11 protein-coding genes are annotated in these 12,545 nt (G+C 39.6%); 8 read left to right on the top strand and 3 right to left on the bottom strand.

Annotated features, from left to right (window positions below):
* Positions 1–76: 76 nt before the first annotated feature.
* Positions 77–688 carry an HAD family hydrolase gene (locus B3E92_RS11450; RefSeq protein ID WP_070568850.1) on the top strand — a complete coding sequence of 204 codons (612 nt, stop codon included), beginning with the start codon at positions 77–79 and terminating at the stop codon, positions 686–688.
* A gap of 80 nt (positions 689–768) precedes the next feature.
* Here the strand turns inward: B3E92_RS11450 and B3E92_RS11445 are convergent, their stop codons facing one another.
* Both B3E92_RS11445 and B3E92_RS11440 read right to left on the bottom strand, forming a co-directional pair.
* The gene (locus tag B3E92_RS11445) at positions 769–2,130 is read right to left on the bottom strand and encodes a hypothetical protein (RefSeq protein WP_286896759.1); all 1,362 of its coding nucleotides are present in this window, start codon (positions 2,128–2,130) and stop codon (positions 769–771) included.
* A 14-nt stretch (positions 2,131–2,144) separates the two neighbouring features.
* Positions 2,145–2,750, bottom strand: coding sequence for an RNA polymerase sigma factor (locus B3E92_RS11440; RefSeq protein ID WP_046673558.1), 606 nt, complete (start codon positions 2,748–2,750; stop codon positions 2,145–2,147).
* A gap of 325 nt (positions 2,751–3,075) precedes the next feature.
* Between B3E92_RS11440 and lysS the strand changes: the two genes are divergently transcribed.
* The 6 genes from lysS (at position 3,076) to coaA (ending at position 9,275) form a co-directional block, all read left to right on the top strand.
* A complete protein-coding gene (lysS, locus tag B3E92_RS11435) occupies positions 3,076–4,794 on the top strand; it encodes a lysine--tRNA ligase (protein WP_286896756.1) in 1,719 nt (572 codons plus the stop codon).
* Between the two features lie 207 nt (positions 4,795–5,001).
* A complete protein-coding gene (locus B3E92_RS11430) occupies positions 5,002–6,057 on the top strand; it encodes a patatin-like phospholipase family protein (RefSeq protein WP_112376496.1) in 1,056 nt (351 codons plus the stop codon).
* Positions 6,058–6,088: 31 nt separating this feature from the next.
* Positions 6,089–7,321 (top strand): nucleoside recognition domain-containing protein, encoded by a 1,233-nt coding sequence (locus B3E92_RS11425; RefSeq protein ID WP_112376495.1) that lies wholly within the window; start codon positions 6,089–6,091, stop codon positions 7,319–7,321.
* Positions 7,322–7,388: 67 nt separating this feature from the next.
* Entirely contained in the window at positions 7,389–7,769 is a 381-nt protein-coding gene (locus tag B3E92_RS11420; RefSeq protein ID WP_046673562.1) for a methylglyoxal synthase, read from the top strand.
* Between the two features lie 12 nt (positions 7,770–7,781).
* Positions 7,782–8,183, top strand: coding sequence for an OsmC family protein (locus B3E92_RS11415; protein ID WP_070568864.1), 402 nt, complete (start codon positions 7,782–7,784; stop codon positions 8,181–8,183).
* A gap of 132 nt (positions 8,184–8,315) precedes the next feature.
* A complete protein-coding gene (gene coaA / locus B3E92_RS11410) occupies positions 8,316–9,275 on the top strand; it encodes a type I pantothenate kinase (protein WP_046673564.1) in 960 nt (319 codons plus the stop codon).
* Between the two features lie 2 nt (positions 9,276–9,277).
* Here coaA and B3E92_RS11405 read toward each other — a convergent pair whose 3' ends face one another.
* Complete coding sequence (locus B3E92_RS11405) at positions 9,278–10,120, bottom strand: mechanosensitive ion channel family protein (RefSeq protein WP_286896750.1); 843 nt, start codon at positions 10,118–10,120, stop codon at positions 9,278–9,280.
* Between the two features lie 177 nt (positions 10,121–10,297).
* Here B3E92_RS11405 and B3E92_RS11400 point away from each other — a divergent pair, with 177 nt between their 5' ends.
* Positions 10,298–12,397 (top strand): heavy metal translocating P-type ATPase, encoded by a 2,100-nt coding sequence (locus tag B3E92_RS11400; RefSeq protein ID WP_286896747.1) that lies wholly within the window; start codon positions 10,298–10,300, stop codon positions 12,395–12,397.
* Positions 12,398–12,545 lie beyond the last annotated feature (148 nt).

The raw sequence follows: 12,545 nt of genomic DNA, 5'->3' as shown, positions 1-12,545 counted from the left end.
TAAATTTGAGACAGCTTCTTCTTTTTTGCTCGTCCAATTATATTTTTTTATTTTTACTGCTCACTATTAAAAGTATATGTCACCTGAATCACAACGAAAATTTGAATTACTAAACCTTCTTGCCGAATCCTACGACGCACTATTATTTGATGTCGATGGTACCCTGGCAGATAATATGGACGCACATAAACAAGCCTATAAAGCTGCAGCCAAACAATACGGAGTCGAGTTGGACGTCAATTTGATTGATGAAACTGCCGGATGGCCCACTGTGGCTGTTGCAGAGGAAATCAGCAAACGCTATGAGGTAGATTTCGATTATCAAGAATTTTCCACACTAAAGTCTACTATTTTTCGAGACGAGTATGTTTTCAAGACGAAACCTGTAGATTACGTTGTTGAACATCTAAAATATCAGAAAGGTAAAAAACACATCGCTGCCGTTTCAGGAGGAACCAGAACAACCTTATCCATGACATTAACCACCATTGGTGTATGGGATGATTTGGAAACACTGGTTTGTGCTGGAGATACAGCTGAGGGAAAACCTTCACCACAACCCTTTCTTTTGGCAGCTGCTCAATTGAATATTGCTCCGGAAAGATGCCTGGTCTACGAAGACGGGACCCCAGGAGTTGAAGGTGCGAAAGCCGCAGGAATGGGTTGGGTTCGCGTTGATGAAATTTAATAAACCCCAATTTGCAGACTATAAAAAAAGCCGCAGTAAACTTCAAGCTTACTGCGGCTTTTTTTATAACATTATGCTATTTAAAAACTAGTAATTATTTTCACTCCCCCGTTGCTATAGTTCAAATCGGATGATTTCAAATTTCCGATTGGAGCTTTATAATAAGGCTCTACAGAAATGGATAATTTTCCAACTTTCTGTTTCCGACCAACTGAAAAATTAATAAAGCCGTTCACACCTTTATCATCAACATTTTTGTCTTGAGATTTTTGTCTGTACTCCGTATTATTTGTTTCATAGATCGTTGCCCGTTCCTGATCCAATACACCAACATAGGATACACCGACTGAGGTATAGAAATTCTTGTTTATCGCGTATCTAACATCCAATGGGATATCAACTGTTAGGATTTTACCTGAAACCCGTTCATTACTCTTTGCATCTTTTGCATCTGCTGCCCGCATCGCAAAGGAATTATTCAAATTCGATTGAGAAATATAATTTGGCGCATCTGCATTAAGAGAATTTGATCCCATTGCAGGAGTGATGGGTGAATTACCCGAAACAGCTCCATAATGTTGAATGGAAGCTCCTGAACGAAGACTTACTTTGCTCGAAATATTATAGGCTAGCGCGACCCCACCACCGAGCGTTATGCTTTCCGATGTAGAGGCTGGGGATACAAAAGCGCCCATTTCCCATTTTTTATCTTGAGGAATGTTCGTGTGAACAACACTAGTTCTTGTTCTCCCTTGTTGCGCATCATACAATTGCGCGAGTTTTACAGCGTCACGTTGCGTTTGATTAACAGGCGGGATTAGCCCTGAATTGGTCGATGCAATAACGGTTTTATTCGTCAACGTGTTATTTGTTGACGCGCTTGCCCGTTCCGCTTCACTTTCCGTTAAACCAACCTGCGCTGAAAATGAATTATTTTTCAATTGCATGGACTGTAACCTTCTTAAATCGGCTGATACAGCCACATCGTGGCCCCGCATTAATTGCCCAGTACTCAATACCAAGTGGTGATTGTCCAAATTTTCAGTTGAATGGTCCCCTGGCACAGAATAGGCATAGGGCTTCTTCGCTGATAATACCTCTGCACTTACAATCCTATCGCCCGTAACACCCGATAACGAACGCTGTATCGATTCTTTTAAATCCTTATGATCACCTAACACATCTTCTCGTTCTGGCAGATGTGTTAAAACGACTGCAGGTGACTCAGTCTCCACATTCGTCTTTAGCCCCCAATATCCTACACCAAAACACAATAACACAGCCGCAGCAGCACTCCAATACTTCCAATTAGAGGAGCGATGTGCTGAAACGCCATAATTTGAGGCAAATTTCTCCCAGGAACCTTCTTTATAAGGTAGTTCATGGTCTTTTAATTGTCCAATGATCTCTTCTATCAATTCCTTTTTCTTATTGTCTTTCATCGTAACAACACTATTTATCTTATTTCTTGAACTACGCCTGTATAATCCAAGTATAATTTTCTAAGTTTTTGTTTCGCTCGCGTCAGATAAGTCCTTGACGTACTATCTGGTATGTTAAGCATCTGGGCTATTTCATCATGCGAATAACCCTCAATTTCATAGAGATTAAAAATAGTTTTTTGAATTTCGGGGAGCTGATCGAGCAGACGCATAATCTCATTGACCTCTAGTCGACTGTCCAATTGTACTGCAGGAGTATGCATATCCCCTTCTCCCAAATCTTCAACCGAATAAAACTGCTTTTTACTTCGTAAAAAATCAATCGAAATATTGGCAGCAATTCGCCCTATCCAAGCTCTAAATGATTTTTCGAGATTTTCATCATCAATATCCCTATTAAATGATTCTAATTTCCGAAATACCCGAACAAAACTTTCATTTACAAGCTCTTCCGCGTCCACATCCTGCTTAACATAACGAATAATAATAGCCATGAGATAACCATAATACTTCTTATAAACGAAGGCCTTGCCGTCCTCACGATCGCGTAAGCAACGTTCTAAGGCATCCTGTAAAGATGATAGCTTCTTGTTATAAAAATATGACCGAATTATACCCACTTAAACCATTTAATTATTAAGTTTCAAACTTAGACAAATTGCCTTTCATATGCAATCAATAACATATGCCATGTAAACAATCTATCGAATTCTCCCCTTCAAGATGAACGTTTTTTTCGAGGAGATAACGAAATTAAAATTATAAAACTCAACATCAAATAGCCGAATGTCCCCTTGTAGTAATATCACTATTTAACTATTTTTATCCATATAACGAAATGCCATTTCCTTTCGCTACAGCGTTTTCAAAAAAAATCCATAAAAAGAATTGAAAAAAATGGCTATTTTTGCGTGATTTTCACATTTTAAATATTATTCATACCGAATGAGTACTGTATTATCCGAACAGGAACAACTTAGAAGACAAGCGATGCAATCGTTGTTGGATATGGGAATTGATCCATTTCCAGCCAACGAATTTGTCGTCAATGCACATGCTGCTGATATTTTAGAAAATTACGATAGAGATAAATTGAATTATAAGAACATCACCATTGCGGGACGTATCATGAGTCGTCGTGTGATGGGTAGTGCTTCATTTTTTGAAATTCAAGACTCCACCGGACGTATTCAAGCTTATATAAAGCGTGACGATGTCTGTCCTGATGAGAATAAAGACCTTTACAATGTAGTTTTCAAAAAGCTATTGGATATTGGCGATATCGTTGGTATCAAAGGCTATGTCTTCACGACACAAACCGAGGCCATTGCAGTACACGTAGAAGAATTTACTGTTTTATCCAAATCGCTGCGCCCCCTACCTGTTGTAAAATCGGCAGAAGGTAAAACTTTTGATGCCTTTACAGATCCAGAACAACGCTATAGAATGCGTTATGTAGATTTGATCGTAAATCCAAGTAACAAAGACATATTTATCAAACGTACGAAGCTTTTCAATGCGATGCGTCAGTTCTTTAACGATGCGGGTTATATGGAAGTAGAAACACCGGTCCTGCAATCCATCCCAGGCGGTGCCGCGGCACGTCCGTTCATCACGCATCATAATGCTTTAGATATTACATTATATCTTCGTATCGCCAACGAGCTTTATCTAAAAAGACTAATCGTTGGTGGATTTGATGGTGTATACGAGTTTTCTAAAAACTTCCGTAATGAAGGAATGGACCGCACCCACAATCCGGAATTCACCGCAATGGAAATTTATGTAGCCTATAAAGACTACAACTGGATGATGAATTTTACAGAACGTTTGTTAGAACATTGTGCGTTGGCTGTAAATGGTACGACTGAAGCAACCTTCGGTGAACATAAAATTGACTTTAGAGCACCATATAAACGGATATCGATGACAGATTCCATTAAGGAATTCACTGGATTTGATATTACTGGAAAATCTGAAGAAGAAATCCGTATCGCTGCCAAAGGAATGGGCATCGATGTAAACGAAACCATGGGTAAAGGCAAACTGATTGATGAAATTTTCGGTGCAAAATGTGAAGGAAACTACATCCAGCCGACATTCATTACGGATTATCCAAAAGAAATGTCTCCTTTAACGAAGAAACACAGAGATAATCCTGATTTAACCGAGCGTTTTGAGCTGATGGTTTGTGGAAAAGAGATTGCCAATGCTTATTCAGAACTTAATGATCCAATTGATCAACGTGAACGATTTGAAGATCAATTACGTCTTTCTGAAAAAGGTGATGATGAAGCCATGTTTATAGATCAGGATTTCCTTCGTTCATTGGAATATGGAATGCCACCGACCTCTGGACTTGGAATCGGTATGGACCGTTTAATCATGTTCTTGACCGATAATGCGTCAATCCAAGAAGTTCTTTTCTTCCCACAAATGAGACCTGAAAAAGTCGCCAAAGTGGCAGAAGTAAAAGATTATGAAGAACAAGGTATTCCTGCAGCCTGGGTTCCCACGTTACAAAAAATGGGCTTTACAACCATTGAAGCTTTAAAAGAAGCCAATCCGAACAAGGTTTTTAATGACCTTGGTGGTATGCGTAAAAAACTTAAACTGGATATCAATATGCCAACGAAAGACGAAGTATTTGCTTGGTTCAATTAAATCGGTATCTATGCTAGCTAAAAAAGCTGTCTCAAATTTTATTGAGGCAGCTTTTTTTGTTTAGGGCAAATTTGTAAAAGTATTTACAAATAGATTCGCTATGCATTGAAGCACAGGATCGCTGACAATTGTCACCAATATATGACTCCTGCCAATTGTAGACATTTATTATATTTACATATCGTTAACTAAATCAATTTTTAGCTTATGAAGAATATTCTCGCGCTTGACGGCGGTGGTATCCGGGGTATCATTCCTGCAATGGTTCTTGTGGCTCTCGAAGAGAAGTTGCAAAAGCAGACGATGGATCCTAATGCACGGATTGCCTCCTACTTTGACTTTATTGCAGGTACAAGCAGCGGCGGAATTCTAACGAGCATTCTCTTGTATCCAGAAGAAGGCAATCCCGCGCATCCTAAATTTTCAGCTCGAGATGCGTTAAACTTATTCGTCAACCATGGAACTGAAATTTTCACGGCCTCCAAATGGCGTCGATTTCTGAGTGGATTTGGCCTGGTCAGTGAGCTGTATTCGTCGAATCCATTATCGAATGTCCTGGATGAATATTTTCAAAATGCACAATTGAGCCATCTTATCAAACCATGTATCATCACTGCATATAACATTGAATTACGGAAAAATCATTTTTTCAGGCAGCAAAAAGCAATTACGCATGGCGAAGCACGGGATTTCTACCTCAAAGACGTCTGCAAGGCGACATCCGCTGCGCCCACATTTTTTCCTGTTGCAGAGATCTATTCCCTTTCAAAAACAAGATATCCGTTGATTGATGGCGGTGTGTTTGCTCAAAACCCCTCCATATGTGGTTTACTTGAAGTTTTAAAGGCTTTTAACAGCACGCAGATAAACGACATGTTTATGGTATCCTTAGGTACGGGAATATCAAAGACAGCTTATAACTACGAACATTTTAAGAAGAAACTTGCTATACAAATCGGCCCCGCTTTAGTTGACATTATGACGAGTGCATCTTCCGAGAGTACCGAATTTTTTATTCGGCAACTATTCCAAAATAATGGCAAGCAACAAAATTATCTGCGCATAGAGCCTTCCAACTTGTCTAGTATCAATGCGTCGCTAGATGCAGCCTCGCCCAATAATATACAGAAGTTGATTTCCCTATCCGATAAAATGATCAGTGAGCACGAGGATACATTGGATTATATCGTTGCACACCTCATTAAGGAAAAGAGTCAAAATAAGAAGAAAAATCCATGGAGCCAGTTGATGGATAAGTTCTAAAAGATTACTTTTACGCATATTTTAAATCTATATGGCATTAAACTACGTTTGGGTTGCATTTTTTTTAATCACATTTGCCGTAGCCCTTGTAAAACTAATCTTTTTCGGAGATACGGAAATCTTTCAGCAAATTGTAAATTCAATCTTTGACAGTGCAAAAACGGGGGCGGAAATCTCTTTAGGGCTGATCGGCATGATGAGTTTTGCCCTTGGAATTATGAAAATTGGCGAGAAAGGCGGTATGATCAATATTTTTGCAAAAATCGTGGGCCCTTTTTTCCATAAACTATTTCCGGAAATACCCAGAAATCATCCGGCACTTGGCTCAATTCTGATGAATTTCTCGGCTAATGCGTTGGGACTAGATAATGCGGCAACGCCATTGGGCCTTAAAGCGATGAAGGAACTCCAGGAGCTCAACCCCAATAAGGAAACCGCTACCAATGCACAGATCATGTTTATTGTCCTCAATGCATCTAGCTTAACCCTATTGCCTATTTCAATTATGGCTTATCGGAAGGAAGCTGGTGCTCCAGACCCTTCAGATGTATTTCTGCCAATTTTGATCGCAACCTTCTTTTCCACATTGGTGGCTTTGATTCTCGTTTCCATCTATCAAAAAATCAATTTATTTAACCGTGTAATTCTAGGATACCTGGGTGCAATGGGATTATTTATCGGTGGACTACTTTATTACTTTTCGGGACTGCAACAAACAGAAATTGAAATATTCAGCAAAGTGTTTGGTAATGTTATTTTATTCAGCTTATTTACCTCTTTCATAGGTTTGGCTCTTTTCCGTAAAGTAAATGTGTACGATTCATTTATTGAAGGTGCCAAAGAGGGCTTCGAAGTTTCTGTAAAAATAATCCCCTATCTTGTCGCCATGCTTGTTGGTATTGCGGTATTTAGAGCATCAGGAACGATGGACTATATGGTCGCTGGAATTTCCGAAGCCATCGCATTATGTGGTCTAGACACATCCTTTGTAGACGCTTTACCAGTAGCCTTTATGAAACCGCTCAGCGGCTCCGGTGCACGTGGACTTATGGTCGATTTGATGAATGCCAAAGGTCCAATGGATTTCGCTGCCAGGGTTGCTTGTGTTATACAAGGATCGACAGAAACTACTTTTTATGTCCTCGCCGTATATTTTGGTGCAGTGGGCATAAAACGTACTAGGCATGCTTTACCATGTGCATTATTAGCGGAATTAGCCGGTGTAATCGCAGCAATAATTATCTCATACATATTTTTTAAATAACATACTTATACTACAGAAAGGTCTGCTGTTATAACAATGTCAACTATTTACAAATTATTATATTGTGATGAAAAAAACAATCGCACTAATAGCCCACGACGGCAAAAAACCTGAAATGGTCGCATTTGTCAAAGATCACCAGGAATTATTGGAGCGCGCCAATATCATTGCCACAGGTACTACGGGCTCTTATGTCAGGCAGACAGGACTGCCTGTAGAATTGAAATTGAGTGGCCCCATGGGTGGTGATGCACAGATCGCAGCTTTAGCCGCCGAAAGAAAAGTGGACGGCATTATTTTCTTTCGCGATCCACTAGGAAAACATGCCCATGAACCAGATATTCAAATGCTTATGCGTGTATGTGATCTTTACAATGTCCCTTTGGCAACAAACCCCGCAACTGGAAGCCTTATCATTGAAGGTCTATTAGAAGACGTTGAATCCTAATTTCTATCGCTTATGGACAATGAAGTAATCGTTTCAATAGGGAAAATCCCCTATACAACGACAGTACAATACGGAAAGCATCAAATAACGGTCGATGAACCCGAAGATATAGGCGGTGAAGATCAGGGCATAAACCCTACTCCATTACTGTTATCATCCTTAGGGAGTTGCAAAGCCATTACCGTCAAAATGTATGCGGACCGCAAAAATTGGCTCCTGGAAGAAGTACAGGTGCGTTTATCTTATGAGGTGCAAACAAGTGAGCAGCAGCAAACGACCTATATACAATGCTTTATCAGCTTTAAAGGAGATCTAGATGAGGTGCAAAAGCAGCGGTTGTTCAAAATTGCTGAAAAGTGCCCCGTTCATAAGATATTATCAAATCCTATTGTAATAACTTCAAATCATTTATAATGTTTCTTGGGATAACGGATAACACTAATTATATTTGTCCGCGCAAAAAAGACCTTTAATAGCTCCTAGAATCGAATAGAAAAGGTTACTTGTCCTGCATTATAGATAATTGGAATAAAAATAAAGCAAACAATGCAATTGGATCCACAAATAGCAATAGACTCGCCTTTTAGATCGATCAAACGTGAAGACTGGAAAAATTTAAACGGAAAAGTATTGCACAATTTCAGTGTCGAAGATCTGGAAAATCTCCATGCACTGAATGAACCCTTGACAAATCAGGAAATAGAAGAAGTCTACTTTCCCTTGAGTCATCTACTTGAGATTCATATTGATCGTTTCCAAAGTCTTCACCAGCGAACAAACCGCTTCTTTGGCAAGGAAGTGAGCAAACTGCCTTATATCATCGGTATAGCTGGGTCGGTTGCTGTGGGAAAAAGTACGACAGCCCGTGTGCTACAACGTGTGCTTAGTTTACTCCCGTCCAAACCGAAGGTTGATTTGGTGACCACAGACGGTTTTCTTTACCCGAATCAATATCTTATCGAACGCGGTATTCTAAACCGAAAAGGCTTTCCTGAAAGCTATGATGCTAAAAGATTGATTCATTTCCTTTCAGCAGTGAAATCAGGAGCTCCAAAAATTACGGTTCCAGTATACAGCCACCTGGTCTATGACGTGTTGCCAGACGAACAGCAACAAGTGATTGAACAACCCGACATCCTTATTGTAGAAGGGATAAATGTATTACAAGTCAATTCCCAGCGACCACGAAAGGGACATAGCGTATTCGTTTCCGACTTTTTTGATTATTCAATCTATGTACATGCCAGCGAGAAAAATCTTATTGAATGGTATACCAATCGATTTGAGTCACTGCGTGCCACTGCATTTCAAAATCCGGCTTCATTTTTCCATAAATATGCTAATATGACAGCTGATGAAAGCCACACCATGGCTGTAAATATCTGGAACGAAATTAATAAGCCCAATCTAATTAAAAACATTTTGCCAACGAGATATCGCGCCGATCTTATTTTGGAAAAAGGAAGCCACCACTTTGTTAAAAATGTCAAAGTAAGAAAGATTTGACCCTACAGTCTCGTAAACTGCAGGATTTCATTTAATATGCTGCTTTGTACCTGTTGATGTACTTTATTGCTGGACGAGATTGCACTAACCTCAACTTTATACTTGATATAATCTTTAGTCATATCGGCGACCTTAATTGTAAAACCTTGGGAATGATCTAAATTTGGATTTTTTTGAAATAGTGGACTTAAATACTGTTCCAATTCCGCCACTGCAAACGAGCGATCAATCGGCAATTCGAATTTTACAACAATTTTATTTGACTTTTGGGAGGTCTTATTGACCAACGTTGCAGTAAACACCAAATTATTGGGAATCATCACAGCGTCGTCATCTTCATCGCGCACAACCAGATTAGCCAACGTGATATCCACGATTTTCCCCTGATATTCGCCGATTTTTATGCGATCGCCTACAGAAAACTGATCCGAAAACATAATAATCAAACCAGATATCATATTCGTGATGTATTCTCTAAAAATCACAGCAATAGCCATTGCGACAATTGTCATGCTGGTGATAAAATCTTTTGGGTTAATCCCAACCGCTATCATTAGGCTGACAATAATGAAAAAGACATTGCCTACCGTGGCGACACGCGTAATTCCAAGCACAAAATTACCCCGTACAACCTGCTGCTCATTTCGGCTATTGTATAGTTTTACAAGGATAAAATGACCAATGGAGATCAGGACACTAGCTGTTAGAAAAGTATTTAAGCCGTATGCCATATTCCGGATGATCTCCCGCTGCTTATAAAAGGTTTCAAATTGAACAAAGGATGCCGTTAGCGCAATCAACAATATAATTCGGACGATAAAAGAAATTGAAATCGGTTTTGTCATTTTTTACACAAGCTTAAGTTGTCTATCTAGTCAAATTTAATGTTCTCCCATTCACTATTCAAGATATTTCATGTAAAATGGCTTCAAACGGGCTTGCTAAACTAAACAATTTTACTTTACGTAAAAAGCATTATCAGGAAATAGCTATCTTTGGCTAAAGACATTACATGCTATTAAATGAAGGAATCGAACGTGCAAACTGAACTTAACGTAAGCGGAATGCACTGTGCAAATTGTGCTATTTCAATTCACAAATACCTAGAAAACAACGGTGCTAAGGATATCTATGTCGATTTTGCATCAGATGAAGTGAAATTTTCGGAGATACCGCTGGAACAAATACCTGTGCTGGTCAAAGGCATTGAGTCTTTGGGTTACAAAGTTATGGAGGGTAAGGATAAGAAACCTAGCTTTTGGAAATCTATCGAGCTTAAGTTCCTCTGCTGCCTCATCTTTACGATACCCTTGTGGAGTCACATGTTTACGAATTTACCTATTCTACATGATCCCTTTATCCAACTCGCGCTTTGTGCGCCAGTTTACATCATTGGTTTTTCCTATTTTGGCATCAGTGCATTTCGTTCCATCTGGAACAAAATGCCCAATATGGATGTACTCATCTTTATTGGATCTACAGCTGCTTTTGCCTATAGTCTCATTGGAACATATTATAATCTAGGACATGATTACCAGTTCTACGAAACATGTGCAACAATCATAACACTGGTATTTTTGGGAAATGTCCTCGAAAAAAGAGCCGTTACCAAAACCACATCAGCCATCAAAGAGCTGGTTAAATATCAAGATATACCCGCTATCAAAATTGAAAATGACCAAGAAGTCGAGCTATTAGCCCGAGAAATTAAATCCGGTGATATTTTAAAAGTAAATTCTGGAAATCTCATCCCCGCTGATGGCGATATTTTGGAAGGACAGGCTTGGGTGGACGAATCTATGCTAACCGGAGAAAGTCTACCTATTGAAAAACTTAAATATGATGCCGTCATCGGCGGTACCGTACTAACCGAAGGAAATATCAGAATCGTGGCGACCAAAGTTGGGTCTAAAAGTGTACTGTATCAGATTATCCAATTAATTAAAGATGCGCAGAGTAAAAAGCCACCTATTCAAAAATTTGGTGATAAAGTAGCCGCTTATTTCGTTCCAATCGTTGTGACGATATCATTTTTCACTTTTTTTGTTACTTATTTTATCGCACAATTTCCGCTGCAGCAATCCCTCATGAATGCCATAGCTACCCTTGTTGTATCCTGTCCATGCGCCATGGGGCTAGCCACACCTACTGCTGTCATGGTTGGCCTGGGAAAAGCTGCAAAAAGTGGAATACTGATCAAAGGCGGAAGCACCATCGAGGAGATGTCCGATCTCAAACAGATGGTATTTGACAAAACGGGGACCCTAACGACAGGCGATTTTAATATCAAAGCGATTCAGACCTTTGGTATCGAACAATCGCAAGTCGAATCGATCATCGCACAATTGGAGAGTTATTCGAGCCATCCGATCGCCAAGTCGATCCGAAAACAACTCCAGGAGATAAAATCTTACCGCATTATCTTCAAGGAAGTCAATGAATTAAAAGGGAAAGGAATCTTTGCGACCGACACAAATGGAAATAACTACTCCATTTGCAATGCAAAACTTGGCGAAAAAGATTACTCTAATCGTTATGACCTTACCTTAACCATCAATGGCGTTGTAATTGCAGGCATTGTCCTCGAAGATCAAATTAAGCCGTATGCAAAGGAACTCATCCAATACCTCAAAGATAAAGGCATACGGCCTATTCTTTTGAGTGGAGATCGACAAAGCAAATGTGAACGCACAGCACAGAAACTTGGTATTGCGGATGTGTATTGGGATAAATCGCCAGAAGAAAAATTAGCAATCTTGTTCAAACTCAAAAAGAATGGCCCTACCGCAATGGTTGGTGACGGTATCAATGACGCTCCCGCATTAGCTGCTGCCGATGTTGGCATCTCGCTTGGCGATTCGACACATATTGCCATCCAATCGGCAAAGGTAGTTTTATTAAACAATGAGCTCAAATCTATTGAAAAGCTGCTGGAAATTGGTCACCATACCCTATTGACGATAAAGCAAAATCTCTTTTGGGCGTTCGCGTACAATATTGTGGCCATACCGCTTGCCGCGGTTGGCTTTTTCGGACCTATGCTTGCCGCCCTTAGCATGGCCTTTTCAGACTTAATTGTCATCGGCAATTCAATTCGGCTCCGCTTTAAAAAAATCAAATAAAAAGGATACCCCATAAGTACCAAGACAATCCATAAAAGATTGTCTTTTTTGTGTATATTAGGGCTTAAATCATTCGCTTTTGAGGTTAAATTTTTGTAACTTCGCATGCGTGGCAAGCCAGTTTAGAGGGCTTGCATACTAGTTTTAT

Origin of the sequence: Sphingobacterium sp. UBA6317 (assembly GCF_002440385.1) — a bacterium.
Lineage (GTDB): Bacteria > Bacteroidota > Bacteroidia > Sphingobacteriales > Sphingobacteriaceae > Sphingobacterium > Sphingobacterium multivorum.
Note: the sequence above shows the minus strand (reverse complement) of the source record. Positions and strands in the feature narration are given on the sequence as shown.

What these genes read in the sequence shown, in the direction of transcription:
- B3E92_RS11420 (WP_046673562.1), top strand. Translation starts at nt 7,389, where the DNA reads ATGAAAAAAACAATCGCACTAATAGCCCACGACGGCAAAAAACCTGAA.
- B3E92_RS11400 (WP_286896747.1), top strand. Translation starts at nt 10,298, where the DNA reads ATGAAGGAATCGAACGTGCAAACTGAACTTAACGTAAGCGGAATGCAC.
- B3E92_RS11450 (WP_070568850.1), top strand. Translation starts at nt 77, where the DNA reads ATGTCACCTGAATCACAACGAAAATTTGAATTACTAAACCTTCTTGCC.
- coaA (WP_046673564.1), top strand. Translation starts at nt 8,316, where the DNA reads ATGCAATTGGATCCACAAATAGCAATAGACTCGCCTTTTAGATCGATC.
- B3E92_RS11425 (WP_112376495.1), top strand. Translation starts at nt 6,089, where the DNA reads ATGGCATTAAACTACGTTTGGGTTGCATTTTTTTTAATCACATTTGCC.
- lysS (WP_286896756.1), top strand. Translation starts at nt 3,076, where the DNA reads ATGAGTACTGTATTATCCGAACAGGAACAACTTAGAAGACAAGCGATG.
- B3E92_RS11415 (WP_070568864.1), top strand. Translation starts at nt 7,782, where the DNA reads ATGGACAATGAAGTAATCGTTTCAATAGGGAAAATCCCCTATACAACG.
- B3E92_RS11405 (WP_286896750.1), bottom strand. Translation starts at nt 10,120, where the DNA reads ATGACAAAACCGATTTCAATTTCTTTTATCGTCCGAATTATATTGTTG.
- B3E92_RS11445 (WP_286896759.1), bottom strand. Translation starts at nt 2,130, where the DNA reads ATGAAAGACAATAAGAAAAAGGAATTGATAGAAGAGATCATTGGACAA.
- B3E92_RS11430 (WP_112376496.1), top strand. Translation starts at nt 5,002, where the DNA reads ATGAAGAATATTCTCGCGCTTGACGGCGGTGGTATCCGGGGTATCATT.